Genomic DNA, 24,900 nt, shown 5'->3' on the forward strand with positions numbered 1-24,900 from the left:
AATTACCTCAGTTATTTATTCCTGCCTAAGCCAATTTTCCACGATGCTATTTTGAAAAAGCCGCATTCGATGGTTGAGTAACGATCGATAGGGCAATATTAATAGTCTCCACCTATCCATTGTGATGGTTATGAAATAAAAAAACGATCAAAGTCATAAAGTTAGCGAATTCGTTACCGATAACAGCGATCGTCTGAGAAATAATCATATCGATGGAGAAAATATGTTCTTACATGACGTAAAGATCGGCACGAAATTATTTCTGGCATTTGGACTATTAATTGTCCTGATGGTAGTGAGTGCGAGTTTGTCCTTGCTGAGCCTGAACCGGGCCAATAACGGGATGCAATCTATCATTACCAGTGACTATCCTACGACGGTAAAAGCGAACCAGTTAATCGACAACTTCCAGGAATTTATTAGCACTCAGCAGCTCATGTTGCTGGATGATCAGGGAACCTATACGGCGCAATCGCAACAGCGTCTGAAGGAGATCAGCGGGAATATCACCGTGATCCTGGGGGAGCTGAACAACGCGCTGCATGATGCAAAATCACAGCAGGCACTGGCGGATATCCGCGGTGTGCGTCAGCAGTATCTGGACTCGCGTTACCGTATTTTACAGGCAGTGCAGAATAACGATCGCGCGGGTGCTATCAGGGAGATGATGACCACGACCCTTAACCTGCAGCAGGAGTACAAAGCGAAGGTGCAGGCGCTGATTGCCATTCAGAACACCGAAATGCACGACGCAGGTGCGCAGGTGGAGGGGGACTTCAGAACCAACCGTCTGCTGCTGATCCTGATTACCCTTTTCAGCGTGGCGGCAGGCAGCCTGATTGGCTGGTTTATCGTACGCTCGATTACCCGTCCTCTGGGCCAGGCCGTGACTTTTGCTGAAGCCATCGCCGAGGGTGACCTGACCGGCAGCATCACGCCGCACGGTAAAGACGAAACGGGTCAACTGCTGCATGCGCTGATGGAGATGAAAACACGCCTGATGGACATTGTGCAGCAGGTGCAAACTGGCTCAGAGAATATCTCCAGCGCTGCCGCGCAGATTGTCGCCGGTAACCAGGATCTGGCCGCGCGCACGGAAGAGCAGGCAAGCTCTGTTGAACAGACCGCCGCTTCCATGGAGCAGATCACCGCTACGGTGAAAAACACCGCGTCGCATACCGGTGAGGCGACCACCCTCTCAGCAGATGCCGCCACGGTGGTTAAAAACAACGGTGAGATGATGAAGCAGGTGACCAGCAAAATGCGCCTGATTAACGAGACCTCGAACCGGATGTCCGACATTATCGACCTGATCGACGCCATTGCTTTCCAGACTAACATCCTGGCGTTGAACGCGGCAGTGGAAGCGGCACGTGCGGGTGAGCATGGCCGTGGTTTTGCGGTTGTGGCGGGCGAGGTGCGTCAGCTTGCTCAGAAAAGCGCATCGTCTGCCAGTGAAATTCGCGAGCTGATTGAGAGCTCCACTAGCCAGACCCAGGACGGGATGAACCTGGTTGAAAAAGCGAGTGGGCTGATCAACGGGATGGTCGGCAACGTGGAAGAGATGGACGTTATTCTGCGTGAGATCCGCCAGGCCAGCCATGAGCAGACGGAGGGGATCTCGCAGATTAATAGTGCGATTGGCCTGATTGATGCCACCACCCAGCAAAACTCTGCGCTGGTGGAGGAGTCTGTCGCGGCGGCGGCATCCCTTAACGAACAGGCGATGCACCTGAAAGAGCTGGTACGCATCTTCCGCGTGAGCGAGCGCGCACCGGCTTAATCCAGCTGGGAGATCTCCAGCGCTGCGCGGTCGATTACGCCGATGATCTGCTTAAGCTGCGCATCGCTGAGCTCTCCCTGATTGACCTTCAGATCTAATACCGCTTTGAAGTTATCTAGCGCCCGCTTCATCTGCGGGTTTTTTCGCAACTGGAAACCGACGGAACGCGCTTTGATACGTGCCTGTATGTGCGTCAGCTGTTCCTGATTTTCATCCAGCCACTGCTGACCCGCCACGGTAATCGTAATGCTCTTACGGCCGTTTTCTTCTTCCTTAATGAGGATAAAGGCCTGATCCTGTAGATAATCCAGAGTCGGGTAGATTACGCCCGGGCTTGGGGTGTAATTCCCCTGAGTCATGTTTTCGATCTCTTTGATCAGCTCGTAGCCGTGGCTCGCATTACGCGTCAGGATATCCAGAATCACCAGACGCAGATCGCCGTGGCCAAAAAAGCGCGGTCGACGTCCGCCGCCATCGTGTTCGTGTCGCATACTGTGCCCTTCATTTTGATATATCTAAACTATATCTAAGATATATTCAGATGCAATCTAAAAGATCTTGCATTCTTGCTGATTAGCAATCATTATCATTTAAAATTGATTTAGATATATCGTATTCACCTGAGAAGGGTCTAAAAATGACATCTACCCGTTACCCACAGCGTGTTCGTAATGACCTGCGTTTTCGCGAGCTGACGGTGCTCCGTGCTGAGCGCGTTAGCGCGGGTTTCCAGCGCATTGTTTTAGGCGGCGAGGCGCTGGAGGGCTTTAGCTCCCGTGGCTTTGATGACCACACCAAAGTCTTTTTCCCGGCTCCAGGGACGACGTTTGTGCCTCCGGTAGTCACCGATGACGGCATCGACTGGGGTGACGGCGTACGTCCTCAGGCGCGCGACTATACGCCGCTGTATGACGCGGTAAATCATGAGCTGGTGCTCGATTTCTTCGTTCATGATGGCGGTATTGCCAGCCACTGGGCGGTCGAGGCGAAGGCGGGTGATAAGCTGACGATCGGCGGTCCACGCGGTTCGCTGGTGGTACCGGAAGATTATGCCTGGCAGCTGTATGTCTGCGATGAGTCCGGCATGCCCGCACTGCGCCGCCGTTTAGAAGGCATCGCAAAACTGCCTGTTCGCCCGGACGTTCATGCAGTGGTGACGGTTGGGGATGAATCTTATAAGGATTATCTGGCACACCTGAGCACGTTCGACATCACCTGGATTGTTGGCCATAGCGAGCAGGCGGTGGCGGACCATCTGGCGACGCTAACCGTTCCGGCGGAAGATTACTTTATCTGGCTGACCGGTGAAGGGAAGGTGGTCAAAAGCCTGAGCCGCCAGTTTGAAACCGAAACGATTGATCCGCAGCTGGTGCGTGCCAGCGCTTACTGGCACGCCAAATAATCAGGCTGCGGAATCCAGTTGCGCTTCGCTCACCTGATGTTCGAGCGAGGCGCGAACTTCGTGCAACGCTTTCTCCTGCTGAGCGAAGTAGGCTTCCATATTGCTCAGCGACGACACCAGAAGCCAGGATTCCTCTTTCTCCAGCTCCGCCAGCTCGTTCACTAAAATGTCGATTTGCTCGCGGACCTGCGCCATTTTTTTGCGGATACGTTCCAGATCGTTCAGCCTGTCGCTGGCCATCAGCGGCTCGAAGCCTTGCTGCAGGCGCGCCACCAGAGAGCGTATGGCTTTGACGTCGCCACGCTGTTTGGCCTGGTTGAGCTGCACCATCATCGCGTTGGCTTCTTCTTTCAGGTCGTCGGCCACCAGATCCGGGTGGCAAAGCTTGCTCGCCTGGCGCCAGAGGCGCTTCAGTTCGTTCTGATCTTCTTCCGGGAGATCCTTTCCTTTACGCAGACGCACTTCGGCATCGTGGTGCTGCTCGCGGTATTTCTCGTACTCTTCGTTGGCTTCGTCGCACGCCTGACGCGCGGGCTCTTCTTCGCGCGTTAAGCCGCTTTCAAGCTCCAGCGCTTCGGCCAGCAGGTTGGCAATCAGGTTACTTTGCTGCTGCAAATGTTTGCGTGCTTCAGCGGCTTGCACGGAATCGGCAGGCAGATCGCGCCAGCGCTGGGTGAGCGTTGCCAGTACTTCTACAGCCTGCGCCATATACTGCTGGCAGCGACGGTAATCTTCCTCGCGACGACGCGCTTCCGCCTGTTGACGACGCAGGTTCAGCTCCGCCAGCGTTTTGCGCAGGGCGAGGATCTGCTGCATCAGCGGGCCGAGGCGGGAGAAGTAGAGATCGTTGAACTCATCCAGCTGCTGCACCCGCGCATTGCGGCGATCTATCAGATCGCGCAGACGCTCTTCCAGCGCCTTCAGCTCCAGCTTGCTGGCCGCCACCTGCGGATCGCGCCACTGGGTGATTGCGCGTTGGCTCTGTAGCCAGGCGGTAATGGCCGCCATGGCCGCGGTGTAGTTCTTCTGCTCAAGCGCCACGACGATTGCCTGTAGCTCATCGTCAAACGCTTCATTTTTCAGGCGTGTCAGCTGGCTCTGGATGATGTCGTCATCTTCCAGTTCAATGGCATTTTTAATGATTTCTAGCCGTTTGATCGGTGTGCTCATGATGCCTTTCGCTTTGGCGCTTAAGTATTTGAGTTAAGGTTAGTTGTTGTAAAAGCTACAGGAAATAATACACACGGATGATGATCGGCGCGATGGGGGATTTCTTTAGTTTTGCAGTTTGTGAAGGTGGAGGGGAAGTGAGACGCTTCACGCAGTCCGTTGAAAATCTCATATATTAATTCATTGAAACTACTAATTATTGTTAGAAAAATAAGACCAGTCCCTACGTAATATTACCAGGTAAAACCCATAATCACCCGAATAGTTTGCCCGTGACGGGCCATTTACTATCCCTCTCACTGACTATTTTTCCTGACATCGGCGGACGACTGTTCGACGTGCGGAATATTTTTTCAACGGAGTAGAGATGAGTATGAAAGCTATTTTAGCCGCCCTGCCGATCGCGATGATCCCGGCTACGGTTCTGGCAGCAAATACCGAAGAAGGGTATTACGGTTCCGCAAAATACCTGCAGATTGAACAGCGAGCCAAAGAGATGGATACCAGTTCCCGTCCGGGTGTCGGGCAGTTTGTGGGTGGTAAACAAAAAGAGCACTTAGGCGGTGCGGCGATTGCTGCGGGATACCGGTTTGGTAATGGCTGGCGCACTGAAGGTGAATACACCTTTAAGCAGAAAACCGAATACACCAACGGCTCCAGCGCCTTCCCTAACGGTTTTGATCATCTTCAGACTGAAACAGAACGTCTGATGCTGAACGTCTATCGTGATTATGAGTTGGGCTACGGCGTCTCTGTTTACGGTACCGCAGGGCTTGGTGTGAGCAGGATTAAAGCCGACGGCTGGCAGGGTAATCCTGGCCGTGAATACGGTTCGACGACGCAAAACAACCTGACTTACGCATTAGGCGCAGGCGTAAGTTACACGCCGGTTGATCGTCTCTATGTCGATTTGGGTTATCGCTATATCGATATGGGTAAGATCGAAAGTGGATATAACAACTATGCGAACATGCGTGGCTTAAAAGATGAGCAGATGAAAGCGCACATCGTCTCTAATGAATTTACCCTTGGCATGCGTTATGTCTTTTAACCTGTTGTAAATGTCACTGCTTTAAAACAGGGCCAACGCCGTGGGAATACGGGGTTGGCTTTTTTGTGTTTTTTTTAAACTCAGATTGGCTACATTGATATTCGTTCTTCTTTATTATTTTTAATTTCATTTTTATTTTCCAAAGAACGCTTGTAGTTTACAACCTGTAAATTAGCACGAATAAATTGCCACAGTGAAAACAACCATACTACACCGATAGTCAGGTATATATATGCCAAAGCAAGTAAATATTTTTTAGATGTGTTTATTGTGGCTATTTCTTGTTCAAGCCACCGTTGATAAGATTGGCTGTTATTCAACAGCTTATTGCATGCCAGAGCAAAAACTGAGTCATTAGGTATTAGCTTACGGGAGTTTATACAATCTTCTTTGCTATGGATTGTTGCATTGTTAATAGTACCAGATTGCGATGTAATTATTAATGTATCTTTGGATAAATAATAAGTAAATGTTCCAAAATCAATTTTAGCAAAACCATACGCTATAGAGTTTTGCGTATACCAAAAAAAAGAACCTGTCAAAATTAACATCGTGCCGAGAATAATTGATGTTATTTTTTTCCTGGTAGGCATTTTTTTGGTGATATCGCCCCAGGAGCTAGTAAGGAGGAAAGATGATGGTTTTAATTTTCCTTCATTCAGTCCAAGCTGGATTAAACGGATGTCATTAATATTTGAGATGTTGATGCCATTTATGATTTTAAATAATTGAATATCAAACCATTTATTATCCATGTGTTTCATTTTTGAGTCTGTATACCCTACACCAAAATAGCGTAATGCAAATCGTAATAAATTCGACAAACCATGCGCCCTATTCAGGGCTACAGCAAAGAGAGTTGCGTAGACAACGTAACGTGTAAAATCCTTATTGCCCAATAAATTACCGATCATGTTTAGCCTCAATGTTGTGTGATACGTTATAAAACGGCATTAAGTCGAAAATCTTTAACGTGTGGAGTAATTGGTTGCTTATAAATGCTCTCGCATCTCTCAGCAACTCGCTCATGCGCTGCGCAACATGATTCGCACCCGCCTAAGGTTTTGGAGCCTAAGCATTTTTCATTTTTTTCTTCAAAACATATCGCCAGACCGTGTCAGTGCTGGCGGCGTTTAAGCAAACCATATACAAAAATGCGCGATGCCAATCGTGGTGCGGGCTGGCGTGATATTGTGTTGGAGTCTGAAACTGAAAAAAATTCTTGGATACGTTGCTAATGACTGGTTATTCTTTGTTCGAGTTCAGAGCAATAGGGATGAGATATGGACGCTAAACCGGTTGCATTAGGGATTCTCGATGGGATCTCCTCTATACCAAATACAGCTTACATGGGAGTTGTAAGAAGCTGGGAGGGAAGCGGACTTGCCGGGGAAAGCGCCAAACAAAGAAACCAGGTTGAGACGTAGCGTTTTTTCTATATGCTCAAGAGCTTGGGTAATGCTGAGTCACCTTTGCGAAGGCTGATTACTATCGTTTTCACCTCGTTCTATCAGAAACTCAATGATGAAGGTAAAGAGGCCGTAAACAATAAATTGGGTTACGGAGCCGGAAGCATTGGTGGGCGAACAGGTGGGCAAATTGTACTGGCTCAGACAACCGCAAGTCTGATGTTGAATCGCTTGGCGATTGATCAGGCGTACAAACATTTTATCCGGTTCAGTGCTTCAGCCGCGTTAAACGTCGTGATGTTTCAGGGGATTATTGAAGAATCAGCCAGAGCGTCAAGACGGATGAAAGCCAAATATCCCTCTACATACGCCAGGGTGTCAAAAGAGAATCTGGATATGGTCTACTTTCTCGTTGAACAGCAGTTAGAGCCTTACCTCGTGTTCATTGAAGGACATCCTATGGATTGCAAAGGAATACAGAATGAAATTTGTAAAATCGTTAATGTCCCACGCAATTGAGGGAACCATCACCTCTCTGGCTGTGATTTTTGCTATGGGGTCATTCTTCTGGTTTGAAAGTACATGGATGAAATTCGCCGGGTGTTTTGGGGCATTGATAGTTGGCTATGTGCTTTCATACGGGGCGGCAAAAATCAGAGGCGGGTAATAAAAAAATCATACAATGCTATGCAGGATGCAGCCTGGCGAATGCTTGAGAAAAAAATCCAGGGGACAAAAAGGGGACACTCGCAATTCCCACAACAAAAAAGCCACTCACTAGAGTGGCTTAATTATATGATTATAAAGCTAAAATTTGGTGGCCCCTGCTGGACTTGAACCAGCGACCAAGCGATTATGAGTCGCCTGCTCTAACCACTGAGCTAAGGGGCCGTGGCGGTGAATTATAAAGTAACTCCTTGCAGCAATCCAGCCATTCAAACCTGCCTGCTGTTTTTATAAACAATGCATAATCAATCCTTTATACTTCCATAATGATGTATCAGTGGGAGTAAAGATGATCAACGACATTCTGGCCCCTGGCCTGCGGGTGGTGTTCTGCGGAATTAACCCGGGTAAGTCCTCGGCGCACACCGGTTTTCACTTCGCCCATCCGGGGAATCGTTTCTGGAAGGTTATCCATCAGGCGGGGTTTACTGACCGTTTGCTCAAGCCCGAAGAAGAGCAACACCTTCTGGATACGCGCTGCGGTATCACCATGCTGGTCGAGCGTCCTACGGTGCAGGCAACGGAGGTCAACCTGCATGAACTGCGTAGCGGCGGGCGGGAGCTGATCAAGAAAATAGACGATTATCAGCCGGCAGCTCTGGCAATCCTCGGTAAGCAGGCCTACGAGCAGGCGTTTAGCCAGCGTGGAACGAAGTGGGGCAAGCAGAGCATTATGATTGGCGTTACGCAGGTATGGGTGTTGCCGAACCCGAGCGGGCTCAACAGAGCAACACTGGATAAGCTGGTAGAGGCTTATCGGGAGCTGGATGAGGCGTTGATGGTGCGGGGGCTTTAGGGGCCTCTCCGGCCTGATGCCCTCGCCCTGAGAGGGAATAAACAAAAAAAAAGCTCCCCGAAGGGAGCTTTTTCACTGTCAGGACTGGTTAGTCGTCCAGGAAGCTACGCAGCACTTCAGAGCGGCTTGGATGACGCAGTTTACGCAGCGCCTTCGCTTCGATCTGACGGATACGTTCGCGGGTAACGTCAAACTGTTTACCCACTTCTTCCAGCGTGTGGTCGGTGTTCATGTCGATACCGAAACGCATACGCAGAACTTTTGCTTCACGGGCGGTCAGGCCAGCCAGAACGTCGTGCGTAGCGGCACGCAGGCTCTCGGTGGTGGCAGAGTCCAGCGGCAGCTCGAGGGTGGTATCCTCGATGAAATCACCCAGATGCGAATCTTCATCATCACCGATTGGTGTTTCCATGGAGATTGGCTCTTTGGCGATCTTCAGCACTTTACGGATTTTGTCTTCTGGCATCAGCATGCGCTCAGCCAGCTCTTCCGGCGTCGGTTCGCGACCCATCTCCTGCAGCATCTGGCGAGAAATACGGTTGAGCTTGTTGATGGTCTCAATCATATGCACCGGAATACGGATGGTGCGCGCCTGATCCGCGATAGAGCGGGTGATCGCCTGACGGATCCACCAGGTTGCATAGGTGGAGAACTTGTAGCCACGACGGTATTCAAACTTATCTACCGCTTTCATCAGACCGATGTTGCCTTCCTGAATCAGATCCAGGAACTGCAGACCACGGTTGGTGTATTTCTTAGCGATAGAGATAACCAGACGCAAGTTCGCTTCAACCATCTCTTTCTTCGCACGGCGGGCTTTCGCTTCACCAATGGACATACGACGGTTGATGTCTTTAACCTGTTCGATGGTCAGGCCGGTCTCTTCTTCAATCTGTTGCAGCTTCTGCAGGCCACGATGCACATCGTCCTTCACGTCGTGCAGTTTTTCAGACCACGGCTTGTTCATCGCGATAGCTGCGTTGAACCAGGTTTCGCTGGTTTCGTTGCCGGTGAAGAGGGTGATGAAGTTCTTCTTCGGCATTTTGCACTGCTCAACGCACAGCTTCATGATGATGCGTTCCTGGGTACGTACGCGATCCATCATCACGCGCATGCTGTTCACCAGGTAGTCGAACTGTTTTGGCACCAGGCGGAACTGTTTGAACACTTCAGACAGTTTCAGGATCTCTTCCTGAGCGGCGGCATGGCTGCGGCCTTTCGCTTTGATGGTGTCACGCGTCACTTCGTACTGGGTACGCAGTTCGGCAAACTTCTCACGCGCCAGTTCAGGGTCGATGCTGTTGTCATCATCGCTGCTGTCGTCGTCGCCGTCTTCCTCATCTTCGTCTTCGTCATCATCCATCTCTTCCTGAGACAGTTCAGAACCGACGTGAGTGGCGGTGGGTGCCATATCTTCTTCGGCGTTCGGGTCGACAAAACCGGTGATCAGGTCCGACAGGCGCGCTTCTTCCGCTTCAACGCGATCGTACTGCTCCAGCAGATAGGTGATCGCTTCCGGGTATTCGGCAACAGAGCACTGAACCTGGTTGATCCCGTCTTCGATGCGTTTTGCGATGTCAATTTCGCCTTCGCGGGTCAACAGTTCAACGGTACCCATTTCGCGCATGTACATGCGGACCGGGTCAGTGGTACGCCCGATTTCAGATTCCACGCTGGACAGTACCTGTGCAGCAGCTTCTTCCGCATCTTCATCAGTGTTGTTGGAGGTTTCAGCCAGCAACAGATCATCGGCATCCGGTGCTTCTTCCATCACCTGAATGCCCATGTCATTGATCATTTGGATGATGTCTTCGATTTGATCTGAATCGACGATATCTTCCGGCAGATGGTCATTGACCTCGGCATAGGTCAGATAGCCTTGCTCCTTACCGCGTTGGACAAGAAGTTTCAGCTGTGACTGCGGGTTTTGCTCCATAAGACGGTATCCACACTTAATTCGTTTGATTGGTGTCGGCGATGGGGCTGCCAACCTTTAAAGCGAGGGCGTACTTATATTTTTGCCGCTGCCTCTCAGTGCGGCTGCCGGGGGCTTCCCGATCGATATTCGGCACTTAAGCCGTTAAATTCTTTTATTTCTTCGCCAGTTCCTGGTTAATCATCCAGAGTTCCCGGCGTTCTTCGCTGCTTAAGCCGTGCGTGCGCTCGCGAGCAATCAACTCTTCCTGGCGCAGCTCAAGCATCGAATCAAACATATGGTTGAGTGAGTCGGTGAACGTTTTTTCTGCAATATCCTTATCTGCTATATCGTCCCACATCGACAGTTTTTCAAGGGTTGCGGCCTCTTTTGTGCCGCGATAATGTTCTAAAAGTTGTCCGGTGGTCAGACCTGGTTGCGACAAACAAGTGTTGACCAATTCTGAAAATAAGCCAAGTCCGGGCAATTTTTCGTGGTTCAAACCCGCCAGCGACGGCACTTGCGGAGCAAGTTCGGGATTTTGTACCAGCAACCCTATCAGTATACGCATGGTTGTGCGTTTTAGCTGAGGCGCGGGGCGAACCGCACCATTTTCAGCCTGTTTTGGCATTAAACGTTCAAGCTGGCTGTCATCCAGAATGCCAAGCTTGTTGCCTAACTCCTGACGCAGATAGATACGCAGCGTTTCGCCCGGCACCTGGCTGATTAACGGCAGTGCCAGCGTACTGAGCTGCGCGCGCCCGTCAGGGGTACTCAAATCCACCTGCGGCATCAGGCTGTTAAACAAAAACGTGGAGAGCGGCTGAGCCTGCTCCATCCGCGCTTCAAACGCCGCTTTGCCCTCTTTACGCACCAGCGTATCCGGGTCTTCACCGTCGGGCAGGAACATAAAGCGCAATTGACGCCCGTCGGTCATGTAAGGAAGTGCCGTTTCCAGCGCGCGCCAGGCTGCATCCCGTCCTGCGCGGTCACCGTCGTAACAGCAGATGACATTGTTGGTCACCCTGAACAGCAACTGAATATGATCGGCCGTGGTGGACGTCCCTAACGATGCAACGGCGTAGTTAATGTCGTACTGCGCCAGGGCAACGACGTCCATATAGCCTTCGACGACCAGAAGACGCGGAGGTTCCGCATTATCTTGCTGCGCCTCATAAAGGCCATACAGCTGACGGCCTTTATGGAAAATATCGGTTTCCGGGGAGTTGAGGTATTTCGGCAGGGCATCACCCAATACGCGACCACCAAAACCTATTACCCGTCCACGCTTGTCGCGGATCGGGAACATCACCCGTTCGCGGAAGCGGTCGTAGCTTCGTCCCTGGTCATTGGTGACCAGCATGCCTGCATCGATGAGGGATTTACGATCTTCGCTATTGCCGCCAAAACGCTTTAACACGTTATCCCAGCCGGGCGGGGCGTAACCAATAGCGAAACGCGCAATGACATCGTCGCTCAGTCCGCGCTTGTTCAGATACTGACGCGCAGGCTCAGCCGCAGAGTGCTTAAGAGACTGTTGGTAAAACGAATTCAGGCCATCCATCAGCTGATACAGCGTTTGCCGTTGATGGCGCTCTATCTGGCTTGGCCCACTGCCTGCTTCATACGGCACTTCAAGGTTATGCATTGCCGCCAGTTCTTCGACGGTTTCAACGAACTCGAGCTTGTCGTAGTTCATTAAAAAATCAACGGCGTTACCGTGAGCACCACAGCCGAAGCAATGGTAAAACTGCTTTTCACCGTTTACGGTGAAGGAGGGGGTTTTTTCGTTATGGAACGGACAGCACGCATGGTAGTTCTTGCCCTGCTTTTTCAGCTTTACCCGCGCGTCGATGAGATCGACGATGTCGGTTCTGGCGAGCAGGTCATTGATGAAAACGCGTGGGATTCTTCCGGCCATATGCCCCAAAAATTTAAGCGACTTATAAACGAAAACAAGCCGCGCATTCCTTCCGGAAGCACGGCCTTACGACTATTACTCTGTCTGTCAATTGAGGGCTGAGGCCCTCAACCAATTAGTACAGACGAGTACGGCGTGCGTTTTCGCGAGCCAGTTTCTTCGCGTGACGTTTCACTGCAGAAGCTTTAGCGCGCTTACGTTCGGTCGTTGGTTTTTCATAGAACTCACGACGACGAACTTCAGCCAGAACACCTGCTTTCTCGCATGAACGTTTGAAGCGACGCAGTGCTACGTCGAACGGCTCGTTTTCACGTACTTTAATTACCGGCATGTAACTCTCACCTTTAATAAATTCGGTTTGCCGCTGGCATCAACGCCAGCTTATTTCAAAATGGTGCGGAATTTTACTGCAAATGCTGCTGCTTTGTAAAGCACCGATGCGATTTTGAAAGGGACTTTAATAAGGGTGAGGAGTATACACGAGCCTTCTTCCTGGGGCGAACAAAGTTTTACATCAACCCGCCCAGGCTCTACACTGCGCGGTATTGAAACGAGGTAAAATAAGTCATGCGTGTACTGGGTATTGAAACATCCTGCGATGAAACCGGCATTGCCATTTACGACGACGAGAAAGGGCTTCTGGCCAACCAACTGTATAGTCAGGTGAAATTGCACGCTGACTACGGCGGCGTCGTGCCAGAACTGGCCTCTCGTGACCACGTGCGTAAAACGGTTCCCCTGATTCAGGCGGCGCTGAAAGAGGCCGGGTTGAGTTCAACCGATATTGATGCCGTGGCCTATACCGCGGGTCCGGGTCTGGTCGGCGCGCTGCTGGTCGGCGCGACCGTTGGCCGTTCGCTGGCCTTCGCATGGGATGTGCCGGCTATCCCGGTTCACCATATGGAAGGGCACCTTCTGGCGCCGATGCTGGAAGATAACCCACCTGAGTTTCCGTTTGTGGCACTGCTGGTTTCTGGCGGTCATACCCAGCTGATTAGCGTGACGGGCATTGGCAAGTATGAGCTGCTGGGTGAGTCGATCGACGACGCCGCCGGTGAAGCGTTCGACAAAACCGCCAAGCTGCTGGGGCTGGATTATCCTGGCGGCCCAATGCTTTCTAAGATGGCGTCGCAGGGTACGGAAGGGCGCTTTGTCTTCCCGCGTCCGATGACCGACCGTCCGGGGCTGGACTTCAGCTTCTCTGGCCTGAAAACCTTCGCAGCCAATACCATTCGTAATAACGATGATAGCGAGCAGACCCGCGCCGATATCGCCCGCGCGTTCGAAGATGCGGTAGTCGATACGCTGATGATCAAGTGCAAACGCGCGCTGGATCAGACCGGCTTTAAGCGTCTGGTGATGGCTGGCGGCGTCAGCGCCAACCGTACGCTGCGGGCGAAGCTCGCAGAGATGATGCAAAAGCGTCGCGGCGAAGTGTTCTACGCGCGTCCGGAATTTTGTACTGATAACGGTGCGATGATTGCCTACGCCGGGATGGTACGTCTCAACGCCGGTGCAACGTCCGATCTGAGCGTCTCCGTGCGTCCGCGCTGGCCGCTGGCGGAACTGCCTGAGGCGTAACCCCCTCAGTCTAACCCTCTCCCCATAGGGGAGAGGGAAATTTACGACTACACCCGCAACATCCCTTTCTCTTCTAAAAAACCAATAATCGTCGCTAACCCGTCACCTGCCTTCAGGTTGGTAAACGTCCACGGACGTTCACCGCGCATGCGGTTGGTGTCGCGCTCCATCACCTCCAGCGAAGCACCCACGTACGGCGCGAGATCGGTTTTGTTGATCACCAGGAAATCGGATTTGGTGATCCCTGGCCCTCCCTTGCGCGGGATCTTCTCCCCCTCGGCCACGTCGATCACGTAGATCGTCAGATCTGCCAGTTCGGGACTGAAGGTCGCACTCAGGTTATCGCCGCCACTTTCAACGAAGATCAGATCCAGATTACCGAATTTCTCGCTTAATGCTTCTACTGCGGCCAGGTTCATCGAGGCATCTTCACGGATGGCGGTATGCGGGCAGCCTCCGGTCTCCACGCCCACGATGCGTTCCGGCTCCAGCGCGCCCGCTTCGGTCAGGATGCGCTGATCCTCTTTGGTGTAGATATCGTTCGTCACCACCGCCAGGTGATAGGTGTCGCGCATCGCTTTGCACAGTGCTTCCAGCAACGCAGTTTTGCCTGACCCTACCGGGCCGCCGACGCCGACGCGCAGGGGATGTTTGTAATCAGCCATATTGACTCCTCAGGAACGGAATAGTCGTGAATATTGTGTTTCGTGGCGCGCAGAGGCGATAGCGGACAGCGGTGTCGCCGCGCCTATCTCGTCATCACTGCGCAAAAATGCCTGTTCAAGCCCGTCGGCAAAATGGTTGCTCAGGTCGATAATCAGCTGCTGCGCGGCCTGTTGCCCAAACGGCACCAGCTTCACGCCTGCCATGACCGCGCTCTCTATCCAGCTGTAGCCGAGACTCAGCGCCAGCTCGCGCACGCCGATGCCCCAGCGCACGCCGAGCCACGCCATGCCGCAGAGCTGGCTTTGCGTAAACAGCGGCAGCCATTCGGGCGAGCAGTCCGGCTCCCAGCTTTTGATGAGGCGCGTAAAGGCCGCTCCGCGATTGCGCTCCTCTTCACGGAGTTCGCGCGTTTCCCGGCAGGCGAGCAGATGCGCTGTCCAGCGTTTGGCTGTAACGAGATCCTGTTGCTCACAGGCCTGATACAGGCGGATAAACAGCGGCAGATCGACGCAGAAAAAACTCTGCTCCATCTGCTGCGTCTGCCAGCGTTTGAAGGCATCGGTACTCGTGACCCAACCGGCTTCAACAGCCCATTCCAGCCCCTGTGACCAGGTAAATGACCCGACCGGCAGGCTGCTGCTGGAAAGCTGCATCAGGCGCAGCCACTGGCGGGCGTGCTCCATTAGCTCATCAACGCCAGCAGGGCGGAGACAATCAGTCCGCCGCCGAAGGTTTTACGCAGCCCATCGTGACGGCGCAGCAGCAACCCTGCGGCGAAACTGGCGCACAGTACGGTGGCGCTGGCAAACATGAACCCGCTGGTGAACAGCCAGAAGCTGTGGCCGGACATCTCCACACCGTGCGCCCAGCCGTGGAACATCGCCAGGGCAGGGACTGCCAGCAGCAGACGGTTCTCGGTTTTAAACATCATCACGCCGCAGACCGCCAACGAGGCGATAATCAGCATCTCCATGCCGCTAAAGCCACCAAGCAGACTGCCCGCAATGGCGCCGACAAGCATCATGCCGAGGGTGGCAAAGGGCAGTATCAACTTGCGGCCGCTCAGGGCGGAGAGCACGCCTGCACCTGTCAGCATCAGCAGATGATCGAGGCCGGTCAGCGGGTGGAAAAATCCGGCATGGAAGCTGTCGGCTCCGTGTCCCGGATGTGCCAGCGCAGGCAGGGAAAAGGCCAGCAGTAACAGGGGTAAGTACTTGCGCATGATTAATCCTTAATGTGAATGAGCGTGAGAGTGGCTATGACTATGAGCCTCGCTGGTGTAGGCCCCTGCTTCGGGTTCAAATGGCAGGCTGGCAAACGTCACCTCAAGCCCGAACTGGCGCAGCATATCGTCGAGAACATGATCGTGGTGATAGCGCAGCTCGCCGGGCATGATTTGCAGCGGCACGTGACGGTTGCCCAGGTGATAGCAGGCGCGGGCGAGCAGGAACGGATCGGCGCAGCGCACCACAGAGACGGACTCCGCGGCAGCGATCACTTCAATCACCTCACTGCCGTCGTCGGTGGTCAGCAGGTCTCCGCCGCGCAGCAGCAAGCCGCGCGGCAGCATTAGCCCGGCTTCGCGCCCGTCGTTCAGCGCCACGCGAGCGCGGCTTTTCACCCGCACGTCAATCGGCAGCGTGACGCTGGAGGTTACGGGATGGGCATGGTCCAGGCGTTGGGTTAAATAGATCATCATCACTCCTCAAAACAGGAAATAGCGTTGCGCCATCGGCAGAACGTCAGCCGGTTCGCTGGTAATCAGTTCGCCGTCGACGCGCACTTCATAGGTCTGCGAATCAACGGTGATATTTGGCTGAAGGCCGTTGTGGATCATGTCCGCCTTTTTCACCGTCCGGCAGCCTTTCACCACGGCGGTGCCACTTTGCAGATTGAGCTGCTGTGGGATGCCGTTCGCACTGGCGGCTTGCGAGACAAACGTCAGCCGCGTGGCGTGGCGCGCGGCACCGAGTGCGCCAAACATCGGGCGGTAATGCACCGGCTGCGGCGTGGGGATCGAGGCGTTGATATCGCCCATCGGCGCGCAGGCGATCATCCCGCCCTTGACGATGGTGGCGGGTTTGACGCCAAAGAATGCCGGGGACCAGACCACCAGATCCGCCAGTTTTCCTGCCTCAATCGAACCCACTTCATGGGCGATACCGTGGGTCAGCGCCGGGTTGATGGTGTATTTGGCGACATAGCGCTTTACGCGGAAGTTGTCGTTATCGCCAGTCTCTTCCGGCAGGGTGCCGCGCTGCACCTTCATGCGGTGCGCCACCTGCCAGGTGCGGATAATCACTTCCCCCACGCGGCCCATCGCCTGAGAATCTGACGAGGTGAGCGAAAATGCGCCGATATCGTGCAGCACATCTTCAGCGGCGATGGTTTCACGGCGAATACGTGATTCCGCAAAGGCGACGTCCTCAGCAATATCAGGATCGAGGTGATGGCAGACCATCAGCATGTCGAGATGCTCGTCGATGGTGTTCACCGTGTACGGCAGCGTCGGGTTGGTAGAGGAGGGCAGAATATTCGGGTGCGCGCAGGCGGTGATGATATCCGGCGCGTGGCCGCCGCCCGCGCCTTCGGTGTGGAAGGTGTGGATGGTACGCCCGCCAATCGCCGCCAGCGTATCTTCGACAAACCCGGATTCGTTCAGCGTGTCGCTGTGCAGCGCCACCTGTATATCCATCTCGTCTGCGACCTCCAGAGAACAATTGATGGCGGCAGGCGTGGCACCCCAGTCTTCGTGGATCTTAAGCCCAATAGCACCGGCGGCGATCTGCTCGCGCAGAGCGTCCGGGTTTGAGCCGTTACCCTTGCCGAGCAGACCAATATTCACCGGCAGCGTATCTGCGGCCTGTAACATGCGGGCGATATACCACGGCCCCGGCGTGCAGGTCGTGGCGTTGGTGCCTGCAGCGGGCCCGGTACCGCCGCCGATCATGGTCGTGACACCGGAGACCAGTGCGTCTTCCGCCTGCTGCGGGCAGATCCAGTGAATGTGGGTGTCGATCCCGCCGGCGGTGACGATCTTCCCCTCGGCGGCAATTACTTCCGTTGCCGCGCCAATCGGGATCGTCACGCCGGGCTGAATATCCGGGTTACCGGCTTTACCGACGGCAAAGATCCGCCCGTTCTTCACACCGATATCGGCTTTCACGATCCCCCAGTGATCAACTATCAGCGCGTTGGTGAGAACCAGATCCACGCATTGATCCGTTGTCATTTGTCCTTGACCCATGCCGTCGCGGATCACTTTTCCGCCGCCGAATTTGACCTCTTCACCGTAAACAGTGAGATCCTCTTCCACTTCGATCCACAGATCGCTGTCGGCCAGCCGCACTTTATCGCCCGTGGTGGGGCCGAACATGTCGGCGTAGGCCTGACGTGAAATCTCAGCCATTGTTCACTTCTCCCATCACCTCACCGCGAAAACCGACAATGCGCTTCGCGCCGCTGATCTGAACCAGCGTCACTTCGCGCTTCTGGCCGGGTTCGAAACGTACGGCGGTCCCGGCCGGAATATTCAGCCGGTAGCCTTTGGTTATCGCCCGGTCGAACTTCAGCGCCGGGTTGACCTCGTAAAAGTGGTAGTGCGATCCCACCTGGATCGGCCTGTCACCGTGGTTTTCGACGATTACACTCTGCGTTGCTCGCCCTACGTTGATGGCAATATTTCCGGGCTGGATCTGGTATTCACCTGGGATCATCACGCGCTCCTTAGACGATCGGGTTATGGACAGTGACGAGCTTTGAACCGTCGGGGAAGGTGGCTTCTACCTGAATGTCGGGGATCATCTCGGGTACACCTTCCATCACCTGGTCGCGCGTGAGGACATGGCGGCCCGCCTCCATCAGTGAGGCGACGGTTTCACCATCGCGCGCACCTTCCATAATAAAGGCGCTGATCAACGCGACGGATTCCGGATAATTGAGCTTTACCCCGCGTGCAAGGCGGCGTTCGGCAACCAGCGCGGCGGTGAACAGCAACAGCTTGTCTTTTTCTCTGGGGGTCAGTTCCATAACGTTTCTCTTATGTCTGCCAGATACGCGGCGAACAGGCAGTTTTGTGGGATAAAAGCGGGCGAAGCGACTGCCAGATATCGCGCATCACTCGCTGACAAATCAGGTTATCGTGAGAGAGAAAGCGCACCGACAGCAGATCGTCAGTAAGGGTTGCCCCGGCAACGTTTTCCAGTGGTGTAAGCAGTTCACGTACTCTGTCGAGATGCTCTTCCCTAGCCGGATAGAACAGCAGCGTGCCGACCCACGGATGCCCGGCAACGGGCGTGAGATCGCCATCGCTAAGATGCTGACGCTCAATCAGGCGAGGTTCGTCTTCAATCCAGATTTCAAGGCGGCTCTCCAGCCTGCCGTGGCTGAAGGTCTCACCGATCACCGGGCGCCCCAGACAGTACAGCTCCCAGGCCATCAATGTACTGGAGGCCTTCAGGTGGAAAACGGAACGCAGCGCGGCGTTCGCGCCGGGAAAGATAATGGTGTCCTGCGGCAACCACTCCAGCGTGGCGTCTTCATCGAGATAAAAGTGCTGGCTCAGACGAGCCTGCGGGCCACTGCTGCGATAGAACTTACTGGCCCCGGGCATGGTGATGAGCGCATGGCTTTTGGCGTCCAGCCGAACGGAAATGTCCAGCGTATCGCCACCCACAATTCCGCCGGGTGGATGCAGCAGGTAAAGGTGGCAGGTATCCCCTTCCGGGTAAAACGGACGCTGAACCGTAAGCGGCCCGAGGTGATGAGCGGAATGCAGGAGGGTTTTCTCAGGCGTGTGACAAAACTGCAGGGCAAGCGACGCCTGCCAGCCTTTATACGTAGTATCAGTGACCTGAGCTGCTAACATGCTGCATCCATTTGCTCACCATCGGGATACGTTTCAGTATGCCCTGGCGGAAATGAAGGCTGTCATATGAGTCGCTTATGGATACGTTATCTGCTGCGGGTGTCGCGCGATTACTCCGGCTCTTTTTTCTTTCTCTTGAGCTTTGTCCAGATTTTGGTCTCCTGGCGACGCCACAGGCGCTGGATATTGTCGTGATGACGCAGCAGGATAAGGCAAGAGAGCATCGACACCGGGAAGGTGAATTGAGGTTTGAACCACCAGACGTAAAACGGGGCGATCAGCGCGCTGACAATGGCACCCAGTGACGAGTAGCCGCTCAGAAGAATGGTCAGCAGCCAGGTGCCGGCCATGACGCCGGTTAAGTCCCAGCCGATAGGCGCAATGGCACCAAAGGCGGTTGCAACGCCTTTGCCACCTTTAAATCCGAAGAATACAGGCCAGATGTGGCCGACACAGGCAGCGATGGCAATGAGCCCCAGCCAGAACGGCGTGACGCCCAGCGCATATGCGCCCCAGACGGGTAGCATCCCTTTCAGAACATCAAAAATCAAAACCGCTACGGCTGCACCCTTGCCGCCAATTCGTAGTACGTTGGTCGCCCCCGGGTTCCCGGAACCACTTTCACGCGGGTCGGGTAACCCTGCAATGCGGCAGACCAGAATGGCGCTGGAGATTGAGCCGCAAAGATAGGCGAGGAGGATCATTCCAGGCGCGATTGCACTCATAACGCTGTTCCGTTTTGAAAATGTATCTGTATTCTCAGCATCTGTGGATAATACGCATAATTCGCCGGAAGTGGTATCCGGTTTAGCCAAAAAGCAGGCAGGTCGTGATGGATATTGTATTTATAGAGCAACTTTCGGTAATCACCACTATTGGTGTTTACGACTGGGAACAGACCATTGAGCAGAAGCTGGTGTTCGATATCGAAATGGGCTGGGATAACCGTAAGTCAGCAAAAAGTGATGACGTGAATGACTGTCTGAGCTATGCCGATATCAGTGAAACGGTCATCGCCCACGTTGAACGGCAACGTTTTGCGCTGGTCGAACGGGTGGCTGAAGAAGTCGCAGAATTGCTGCTGAAAAAATTCAATTCACCGTGGGTGCGCATTAAGTTAAGTAAACCAGGAGCAGTGGCGCGCGCCACCAATGTTGGCGTTATTATTGAGCGTGGCACAAATCTGAAAGGCAAGATTTAACGTCATAATAGCTAAACCATTTTAGGTTATACCGGTCTTAACGCTGTATCTTTCTCGGTTGTCCGCATGGGGCACCGTTTTTTTATATCTTCTTAGGGGTTTATAGATGAGCGATATGCACTCGCTGCTGGTGGCGGCAATACTGGGTGTGGTCGAAGGATTGACGGAGTTTTTGCCGGTTTCCAGTACGGGCCATATGATTATCGTTGGCCATCTGCTGGGCTTTGAAGGCGATACCGCTAAAACGTTTGAAGTGGTCATCCAACTGGGTTCTATTCTGGCGGTAGTGGTGATGTTCTGGCGTCGTCTGTTTGGTCTGATCGGCATCCACTTTGGCCGTCCGCCTCAGCACGAAGGTATGGGTAAAGGCCGACTGTCACTGATCCATATTCTGATCGGGATGATCCCTGCGGTGGTGCTGGGTCTGGCGTTCCACGACGCCATTAAATCTCTGTTTAACCCGATTAACGTGATGTACGCGCTGGTAGTGGGTGGTTTCCTGCTGATCGCGGCGGAAGTGCTGAAGCCGAAAACCCCGCGTGCGGAAGGTCTGGATGACATGACCTACCGCCAGGCGTTTATGATTGGTTGCTTCCAGTGCCTGGCACTGTGGCCGGGCTTCTCACGTTCAGGCGCGACCATTTCTGGCGGGATGCTGATGGGCGTAAGCCGTTATGCGGCCTCTGAGTTTTCGTTCCTGCTGGCAGTACCGATGATGATGGGCGCCACTGCACTCGACGTCTACAAAAGCATTGGGTTCCTCACCACGGGTGACATTCCGATGTTCGCCGTTGGTTTCATCACCGCCTTTATCGTGGCGCTGATTGCCATTAAAACTTTCCTGCAGTTGATTAAGCGTATCTCGTTTATTCCGTTCGCGATCTATCGCTTTATCGTGGCGGCAGCGGTTTACGTGGTCTTCTTCTGACCGATTGCCCTCAGTCTTTCGGCTGAGGGCAATGCTTTTCTTTCCAGTCTGTCACCGCCTGAATCCGACGTCTGGTGAGTTCTTCACGGATCTCTGGTCCTTTAAAGCCCGCTTCGACAACATCCTTCGTTGGCACCGCTTTCGCGACTTCCCAGGCTTTACGCAATAAACGTCCCTGCGGGTAATCACACGCTTCAAACCCGGTGCGCCCACGCACGTCAGCTTCACTGGTCAGGGCGATTTGCTCCACGCGGTGAGGTTTGCGCCAGGCGTCGATGTTATCGAACAGCTTGACGATGGTGGCCGGTTTCAGGATGGGGAAGGTGTGGATCAGGTCGTGGAACTCGGCCACCAGTTTCGCCAGATCGCGGATCTCATTCGGGACGCGCAGACGCTGACAAAGCCCCTCGACCAGCTTCACGCCTGCCGGGCCATGCCCGTGATGACGCGGCCAGAACTCTTTTGGCGTTAAGCCTTTGCCCAGATCGTGGCACAGGGTGGAAAAACGGATGTCGACCTCGGGGCTGAGCATAGCCGCCATACTGAGCGTCATCAGGGTATGAACGCCGGTATCAATTTCCGGGTGCCATTTCGCCGGTGCAGGGACACCAAACAGTGCGTCGATTTCCGGGAACAGCACCTTCAGCGCGCCGCAGTCGCGCAGGACCTGGAAAAAGACCTGCGGGTTGCGCGTAGTGAGAGCATTTTCCGTCTCTTTCCAAACGCGCTCTGGCGTCAGGTGTTCAAGTTCACCCGCCTCGGTCATGGCGGTCATCAGCGCCATTGTCTCATCGGCAATACGGAAACTCAGGTGGGCATAACGCGCGGCAAAACGCGCCACGCGCAGAACGCGGAGCGGATCTTCAGAAAACGCCGGGGAGACGTGACGTAAAAGGCGGTTACGCAGATCGTCCTGACCGCCATAAGCGTCAATGATGTGACCCTGCTCGTCCTGTGCCAGCGCGTTGATGGTGAGATCGCGACGCAGGAGATCTTGCTCCAGCGTGACATCCGGCGCGGCATAACAGGTGAAACCCGTGTAGCCAGAACCGGATTTCCGCTCGGTACGCGCGAGGGCGTACTCTTCCCGGCTTTTTGGGTGCAGGAATACGGGAAAATCGCGGCCTACCTGCTGGTAGCCCGCGTTGAGCATCTCTTCGGGGGTGGCACCGACCACCACCCAGTCTTTATCTTTGACCGGCAGACCTAACAACGCATCACGTACCGCACCACCGACCAGATAACTCTTCACGCCCTACACTCCCGTTTTCTCTTTTTCCAGGATCATACGTAAGTCTGGCAGAGAAGACGAGTTAGTTCATCCAGCGGTCTTTACGCTTACGGCTTGGGATCAGATGCGGCAGCACCAGACCGAGCACCAGACCCACGCCCAGCACGCCACCGCCATACATAAACCACTGCATGATGATGGTGCGCTGTTTGTCGTCGAGCTGCAGATTGGCGGCATTCACTTTCTTCTGCGCGACAATCAGCTCGTTTTTGAGTTTTTGGTTCTCTTCTTTCAGACCGTTGATCACACCGTCACTCTGCGCCACTTTCTGCTGCATTTCAGCGGTGCGTTGGTTCCAGGTTCCGTCGATGTTATTCAGCTTGTCGGTCAGGGTTTTCACCTGGTTTTCCAGATCCGGCACGCGCGTGCGCAGGCTTGGCACGGTGCTCAGCTCTTTCAGCGGGATCCAGGACGTACGGCCGGTACTGTCGCGAACCTGGCCATAGTTGGTGTCCGCGTTGGTCTGTAACAGGGTGACTTCCTCGCCGGCATTTACCGTGCCCACGAGGCGATAATTATCTCCGGGGCCACTGCGTACCCAGGTGTTCAGTTCGTCAGAAACGTAACGCTTCTCTTCAGCGTGCACGGTGGTTGCGGCGCTAAAAGCGAGTAAAGTAAGTCCAATCAGGCGTAATTTAAGCATCATTAGTCGTTATTTTCATAAATAGTGGAACGATAGTAGTGGCAACAGTGTCTCTACGCAAAGCATTCGTCAGCAATCAGAATCATCTGTGTCACGACTCTACACATTTACGCCCGTCAAATTGCTCATTGCATGGCAATTTGGCGCAAAATACTATGTACTGACAAACAAATGGCGAGGAAGTTCGCCCTCATTGACGCGTCTGTGACGCCCGCAAAAGTACAAGGCTATGGCACAAGAAATTGAATTAAAGTTTATCGTCGAAAAAGACAGCGTTGACGCTCTTCGTCAGCATCTGCACACGCTTTCCGGCGAACACCATGCACCGGTACAACTGCTTAATATCTATTACGAAACGCCAGACAACTGGCTTCGCCGCCACGATATGGGGCTACGCATCCGTGGCGCGAACGGACGCTACGAGATGACGATGAAAATTGCCGGTCGCGTGGTTGGCGGTTTACATCAGCGCCCGGAATACAATATCGACATCGCTAAGCCAGAACTTGAGCTGGAACGTTTCCCGACAGAAGTTTGGCCTGAGGGTAAACTGCCAGAAACCTTATCCGCAGACGTACAGCCCCTGTTCAGTACCGATTTCTGGCGTGAAAAATGGCTGGTGACGGAAGGCAAGAGCCGCATTGAAATCGCGCTGGATTTAGGTGAGGTGAAGGCGGGTGAGTTCCAGGAGCCGATCTGCGAACTGGAGCTTGAACTGCTGGAAGGGGATGCGAACGATGTGCTGAAGCTGGCACGCAAGCTGGTGAACCAGTCCGGATTACGTCAGGGAAGCCTGAGTAAAGCCGCACGCGGTTACCACCTGGCGGCCGGAAATGCGCCACGCGTGGTGAAAGAGACGACGATTTTGCACGTTGCGCCTAAAGCCAGCGTGGAGCAGGGTCTGGAAGCCGCGCTGGAGCTGGCGCTCTCGCAGTGGCAATACCATGAAGAGCTGTGGGCGCGAAATGTGAAAAACGCGAAATCCCACGTGCTGGCGGCGATTGCCCTGGTGCGCCATACCCTGACGCTGTTCGGCGGTATTGTTCCTCGCAAAGCGAGCGCTCACTTACGTGACCTGCTGACGCAAACCGAAACGCTGATGCTCTCCGACGTATCGGCACAAACAGCGATCTATAGCCCGCAAACGGCGACGGCAAAACTGGCACTGACCGAGTTTCTGATCACGCGTGGCTGGCGTACCTTCCTAGATGCGAAAGCGCAGACCAAAATCGCGGAGAACTTCAAACGTTTCGCGGATATTCATCTCTCTCGTCATGCCGCCGAGCTGAAGAGCACCTTTGCTTACCCGCTGGGTGACCAGTATGGCGATCAGCTTCCTCGTCTTTCGCGCAATATCGACAGCATGCTGCTGCTTTCCGGTGCCTATGACGGTGTAAAGGCTCAGGCCTGGCTGGAGAACTGGCAGGGGCTGAAGCATGCCATTGAAACCCGTCAGCATATTGAGATTGAGCATTTCCGTAACGAGGCCATTTCGCAGGAGCCATTCTGGCTGCACAGCGGAAAACGTTAACTCTGGCAAGGAACCCCAA

The 24,900-nt window shown here is 53.9% G+C and carries 26 protein-coding genes and 1 tRNA gene; 9 read left to right on the plus strand and 18 right to left on the minus strand.

All coding sequences use genetic code 11. The features are described 5' to 3' along the window. Nucleotides 1–223 precede the first annotated feature (223 nt). Nucleotides 224–1,783 carry a methyl-accepting chemotaxis protein gene (locus AC0XWG_RS10390; RefSeq protein WP_475680564.1) on the plus strand — a complete coding sequence of 520 codons (1,560 nt, stop codon included), beginning with the start codon at nucleotides 224–226 and terminating at the stop codon, nucleotides 1,781–1,783. On the opposite strand, the gene AC0XWG_RS10395 is transcribed toward AC0XWG_RS10390, so the two are convergent. Beyond that, a complete protein-coding gene (locus AC0XWG_RS10395; RefSeq protein ID WP_049007650.1) occupies nucleotides 1,780–2,274 on the minus strand; it encodes a PadR family transcriptional regulator in 495 nt (164 codons plus the stop codon). The genes AC0XWG_RS10390 and AC0XWG_RS10395 overlap by 4 nt on opposite strands. Before the next feature lie 146 nt (nucleotides 2,275–2,420). Between AC0XWG_RS10395 and AC0XWG_RS10400 the strand changes: the two genes are divergently transcribed. Next, entirely contained in the window at nucleotides 2,421–3,185 is a 765-nt protein-coding gene (locus AC0XWG_RS10400; protein WP_134708011.1) for a siderophore-interacting protein, read from the plus strand. On the opposite strand, the gene AC0XWG_RS10405 is transcribed toward AC0XWG_RS10400, so the two are convergent. Next, entirely contained in the window at nucleotides 3,186–4,355 is a 1,170-nt protein-coding gene (locus tag AC0XWG_RS10405) for a coiled-coil domain-containing protein (protein ID WP_128348157.1), read from the minus strand. A gap of 367 nt (nucleotides 4,356–4,722) precedes the next feature. Here AC0XWG_RS10405 and AC0XWG_RS10410 point away from each other — a divergent pair, with 367 nt between their 5' ends. Further along, nucleotides 4,723–5,406: an outer membrane protein gene (locus AC0XWG_RS10410; RefSeq protein WP_028017126.1), complete on the plus strand. Its 684-nt coding sequence runs from the start codon at nucleotides 4,723–4,725 to the stop codon at nucleotides 5,404–5,406. Between the two features lie 89 nt (nucleotides 5,407–5,495). On the opposite strand, the gene AC0XWG_RS10415 is transcribed toward AC0XWG_RS10410, so the two are convergent. After that, nucleotides 5,496–6,320: a hypothetical protein gene (locus AC0XWG_RS10415; RefSeq protein ID WP_028017127.1), complete on the minus strand. Its 825-nt coding sequence runs from the start codon at nucleotides 6,318–6,320 to the stop codon at nucleotides 5,496–5,498. Between the two features lie 525 nt (nucleotides 6,321–6,845). Here AC0XWG_RS10415 and AC0XWG_RS10420 point away from each other — a divergent pair. Beyond that, entirely contained in the window at nucleotides 6,846–7,334 is a 489-nt protein-coding gene (locus tag AC0XWG_RS10420; protein ID WP_032666808.1) for a hypothetical protein, read from the plus strand. Nucleotides 7,335–7,630: 296 nt separating this feature from the next. Here the strand turns inward: AC0XWG_RS10420 and AC0XWG_RS10425 are convergent. Continuing rightward, a tRNA-Ile gene (locus AC0XWG_RS10425) sits at nucleotides 7,631–7,706 on the minus strand. 124 nt (nucleotides 7,707–7,830) lie between these two features. Here AC0XWG_RS10425 and mug point away from each other — a divergent pair. Further along, nucleotides 7,831–8,337 carry a G/U mismatch-specific DNA glycosylase gene (mug, locus tag AC0XWG_RS10430; protein WP_028021370.1) on the plus strand — a complete coding sequence of 169 codons (507 nt, stop codon included), beginning with the start codon at nucleotides 7,831–7,833 and terminating at the stop codon, nucleotides 8,335–8,337. An 88-nt stretch (nucleotides 8,338–8,425) separates the two neighbouring features. Here the strand turns inward: mug and rpoD are convergent, their stop codons facing one another. The 3 genes from rpoD to rpsU form a co-directional block, all read right to left on the minus strand. Then, a complete protein-coding gene (rpoD, locus tag AC0XWG_RS10435; RefSeq protein ID WP_028017129.1) occupies nucleotides 8,426–10,273 on the minus strand; it encodes an RNA polymerase sigma factor RpoD in 1,848 nt (615 codons plus the stop codon). A gap of 154 nt (nucleotides 10,274–10,427) precedes the next feature. Further along, a complete protein-coding gene (dnaG, locus tag AC0XWG_RS10440) occupies nucleotides 10,428–12,173 on the minus strand; it encodes a DNA primase (RefSeq protein ID WP_023294585.1) in 1,746 nt (581 codons plus the stop codon). A 115-nt stretch (nucleotides 12,174–12,288) separates the two neighbouring features. Beyond that, on the minus strand, nucleotides 12,289–12,504 hold the full coding sequence (rpsU, locus tag AC0XWG_RS10445) for a 30S ribosomal protein S21 (RefSeq protein ID WP_001144069.1): 216 nt from the start codon (nucleotides 12,502–12,504) through the stop codon (nucleotides 12,289–12,291). A 236-nt stretch (nucleotides 12,505–12,740) separates the two neighbouring features. On the opposite strand from rpsU, the gene tsaD reads away from it, so the two are divergent. Further along, on the plus strand, nucleotides 12,741–13,754 hold the full coding sequence (tsaD, locus tag AC0XWG_RS10450) for a tRNA (adenosine(37)-N6)-threonylcarbamoyltransferase complex transferase subunit TsaD (RefSeq protein WP_028017130.1): 1,014 nt from the start codon (nucleotides 12,741–12,743) through the stop codon (nucleotides 13,752–13,754). Between the two features lie 47 nt (nucleotides 13,755–13,801). Here the strand turns inward: tsaD and ureG are convergent, their stop codons facing one another. The 9 genes from ureG to plsY form a co-directional block, all read right to left on the minus strand. Then, nucleotides 13,802–14,419: an urease accessory protein UreG gene (gene ureG, locus AC0XWG_RS10455; protein ID WP_028017131.1), complete on the minus strand. Its 618-nt coding sequence runs from the start codon at nucleotides 14,417–14,419 to the stop codon at nucleotides 13,802–13,804. Between the two features lie 9 nt (nucleotides 14,420–14,428). Then, nucleotides 14,429–15,103, minus strand: a complete 675-nt coding sequence (locus tag AC0XWG_RS10460; protein WP_128347218.1) for an urease accessory protein UreF — start codon at nucleotides 15,101–15,103, stop codon at nucleotides 14,429–14,431. Next, a complete protein-coding gene (locus AC0XWG_RS10465; protein WP_049005076.1) occupies nucleotides 15,103–15,642 on the minus strand; it encodes a HupE/UreJ family protein in 540 nt (179 codons plus the stop codon). The genes AC0XWG_RS10460 and AC0XWG_RS10465 overlap by 1 nt, the downstream gene beginning before the upstream one ends. 9 nt (nucleotides 15,643–15,651) lie before the next feature. Next, the gene (gene ureE, locus AC0XWG_RS10470; RefSeq protein ID WP_108090491.1) at nucleotides 15,652–16,116 is read right to left on the minus strand and encodes an urease accessory protein UreE; all 465 of its coding nucleotides are present in this window, start codon (nucleotides 16,114–16,116) and stop codon (nucleotides 15,652–15,654) included. Nucleotides 16,117–16,125: 9 nt separating this feature from the next. Continuing rightward, nucleotides 16,126–17,829 (minus strand): urease subunit alpha, encoded by a 1,704-nt coding sequence (gene ureC / locus AC0XWG_RS10475; RefSeq protein WP_475680565.1) that lies wholly within the window; start codon nucleotides 17,827–17,829, stop codon nucleotides 16,126–16,128. After that, entirely contained in the window at nucleotides 17,822–18,136 is a 315-nt protein-coding gene (locus AC0XWG_RS10480; protein ID WP_028017136.1) for an urease subunit beta, read from the minus strand. Before AC0XWG_RS10480 ends, ureC begins: the two co-directional genes overlap by 8 nt. Before the next feature lie 10 nt (nucleotides 18,137–18,146). Next, nucleotides 18,147–18,449 carry an urease subunit gamma gene (locus tag AC0XWG_RS10485; RefSeq protein WP_003862556.1) on the minus strand — a complete coding sequence of 101 codons (303 nt, stop codon included), beginning with the start codon at nucleotides 18,447–18,449 and terminating at the stop codon, nucleotides 18,147–18,149. 10 nt (nucleotides 18,450–18,459) lie between these two features. Continuing rightward, complete coding sequence (locus AC0XWG_RS10490) at nucleotides 18,460–19,287, minus strand: urease accessory protein UreD (protein WP_028017137.1); 828 nt, start codon at nucleotides 19,285–19,287, stop codon at nucleotides 18,460–18,462. Between the two features lie 110 nt (nucleotides 19,288–19,397). Further along, nucleotides 19,398–20,012 (minus strand): glycerol-3-phosphate 1-O-acyltransferase PlsY, encoded by a 615-nt coding sequence (gene plsY / locus AC0XWG_RS10495; RefSeq protein WP_028017138.1) that lies wholly within the window; start codon nucleotides 20,010–20,012, stop codon nucleotides 19,398–19,400. 107 nt (nucleotides 20,013–20,119) lie between these two features. Between plsY and folB the strand changes: the two genes are divergently transcribed. Both folB and bacA read left to right on the plus strand, forming a co-directional pair. Continuing rightward, entirely contained in the window at nucleotides 20,120–20,488 is a 369-nt protein-coding gene (gene folB / locus AC0XWG_RS10500; RefSeq protein WP_128347220.1) for a bifunctional dihydroneopterin aldolase/7,8-dihydroneopterin epimerase, read from the plus strand. A 106-nt stretch (nucleotides 20,489–20,594) separates the two neighbouring features. Continuing rightward, a complete protein-coding gene (bacA, locus tag AC0XWG_RS10505) occupies nucleotides 20,595–21,416 on the plus strand; it encodes an undecaprenyl-diphosphate phosphatase (RefSeq protein ID WP_128347221.1) in 822 nt (273 codons plus the stop codon). A 10-nt stretch (nucleotides 21,417–21,426) separates the two neighbouring features. Here bacA and AC0XWG_RS10510 read toward each other — a convergent pair whose 3' ends face one another. Next, the gene (locus AC0XWG_RS10510) at nucleotides 21,427–22,668 is read right to left on the minus strand and encodes a multifunctional CCA addition/repair protein (protein WP_128347222.1); all 1,242 of its coding nucleotides are present in this window, start codon (nucleotides 22,666–22,668) and stop codon (nucleotides 21,427–21,429) included. Between the two features lie 61 nt (nucleotides 22,669–22,729). Continuing rightward, nucleotides 22,730–23,350 carry a TIGR04211 family SH3 domain-containing protein gene (locus AC0XWG_RS10515; protein ID WP_028017142.1) on the minus strand — a complete coding sequence of 207 codons (621 nt, stop codon included), beginning with the start codon at nucleotides 23,348–23,350 and terminating at the stop codon, nucleotides 22,730–22,732. A 229-nt stretch (nucleotides 23,351–23,579) separates the two neighbouring features. Between AC0XWG_RS10515 and AC0XWG_RS10520 the strand changes: the two genes are divergently transcribed. Beyond that, nucleotides 23,580–24,881, plus strand: coding sequence for a CYTH domain-containing protein (locus AC0XWG_RS10520; protein ID WP_128347223.1), 1,302 nt, complete (start codon nucleotides 23,580–23,582; stop codon nucleotides 24,879–24,881). Nucleotides 24,882–24,900: the final 19 nt, after the last annotated feature.

It is taken from the genome of Enterobacter sp. DVT3837 (genome assembly GCF_056238685.1).

Coding starts and splice junctions, on each gene's coding strand:
- AC0XWG_RS10390 (WP_475680564.1), top strand. CDS start 224: ATGTTCTTACATGACGTAAAGATCGGCACGAAATTATTTCTGGCATTT.
- AC0XWG_RS10395 (WP_049007650.1), bottom strand. CDS start 2,274: ATGCGACACGAACACGATGGCGGCGGACGTCGACCGCGCTTTTTTGGC.
- AC0XWG_RS10400 (WP_134708011.1), top strand. CDS start 2,421: ATGACATCTACCCGTTACCCACAGCGTGTTCGTAATGACCTGCGTTTT.
- AC0XWG_RS10405 (WP_128348157.1), bottom strand. CDS start 4,355: ATGAGCACACCGATCAAACGGCTAGAAATCATTAAAAATGCCATTGAA.
- AC0XWG_RS10410 (WP_028017126.1), top strand. CDS start 4,723: ATGAGTATGAAAGCTATTTTAGCCGCCCTGCCGATCGCGATGATCCCG.
- AC0XWG_RS10415 (WP_028017127.1), bottom strand. CDS start 6,320: ATGATCGGTAATTTATTGGGCAATAAGGATTTTACACGTTACGTTGTC.
- AC0XWG_RS10420 (WP_032666808.1), top strand. CDS start 6,846: ATGCTCAAGAGCTTGGGTAATGCTGAGTCACCTTTGCGAAGGCTGATT.
- mug (WP_028021370.1), top strand. CDS start 7,831: ATGATCAACGACATTCTGGCCCCTGGCCTGCGGGTGGTGTTCTGCGGA.
- rpoD (WP_028017129.1), bottom strand. CDS start 10,273: ATGGAGCAAAACCCGCAGTCACAGCTGAAACTTCTTGTCCAACGCGGT.
- dnaG (WP_023294585.1), bottom strand. CDS start 12,173: ATGGCCGGAAGAATCCCACGCGTTTTCATCAATGACCTGCTCGCCAGA.
- rpsU (WP_001144069.1), bottom strand. CDS start 12,504: ATGCCGGTAATTAAAGTACGTGAAAACGAGCCGTTCGACGTAGCACTG.
- tsaD (WP_028017130.1), top strand. CDS start 12,741: ATGCGTGTACTGGGTATTGAAACATCCTGCGATGAAACCGGCATTGCC.
- ureG (WP_028017131.1), bottom strand. CDS start 14,419: ATGGCTGATTACAAACATCCCCTGCGCGTCGGCGTCGGCGGCCCGGTA.
- AC0XWG_RS10460 (WP_128347218.1), bottom strand. CDS start 15,103: ATGGAGCACGCCCGCCAGTGGCTGCGCCTGATGCAGCTTTCCAGCAGC.
- AC0XWG_RS10465 (WP_049005076.1), bottom strand. CDS start 15,642: ATGCGCAAGTACTTACCCCTGTTACTGCTGGCCTTTTCCCTGCCTGCG.
- ureE (WP_108090491.1), bottom strand. CDS start 16,116: ATGATCTATTTAACCCAACGCCTGGACCATGCCCATCCCGTAACCTCC.
- ureC (WP_475680565.1), bottom strand. CDS start 17,829: ATGGCTGAGATTTCACGTCAGGCCTACGCCGACATGTTCGGCCCCACC.
- AC0XWG_RS10480 (WP_028017136.1), bottom strand. CDS start 18,136: ATGATCCCAGGTGAATACCAGATCCAGCCCGGAAATATTGCCATCAAC.
- AC0XWG_RS10485 (WP_003862556.1), bottom strand. CDS start 18,449: ATGGAACTGACCCCCAGAGAAAAAGACAAGCTGTTGCTGTTCACCGCC.
- AC0XWG_RS10490 (WP_028017137.1), bottom strand. CDS start 19,287: ATGTTAGCAGCTCAGGTCACTGATACTACGTATAAAGGCTGGCAGGCG.
- plsY (WP_028017138.1), bottom strand. CDS start 20,012: ATGAGTGCAATCGCGCCTGGAATGATCCTCCTCGCCTATCTTTGCGGC.
- folB (WP_128347220.1), top strand. CDS start 20,120: ATGGATATTGTATTTATAGAGCAACTTTCGGTAATCACCACTATTGGT.
- bacA (WP_128347221.1), top strand. CDS start 20,595: ATGAGCGATATGCACTCGCTGCTGGTGGCGGCAATACTGGGTGTGGTC.
- AC0XWG_RS10515 (WP_028017142.1), bottom strand. CDS start 23,350: ATGCTTAAATTACGCCTGATTGGACTTACTTTACTCGCTTTTAGCGCC.
- AC0XWG_RS10520 (WP_128347223.1), top strand. CDS start 23,580: ATGGCACAAGAAATTGAATTAAAGTTTATCGTCGAAAAAGACAGCGTT.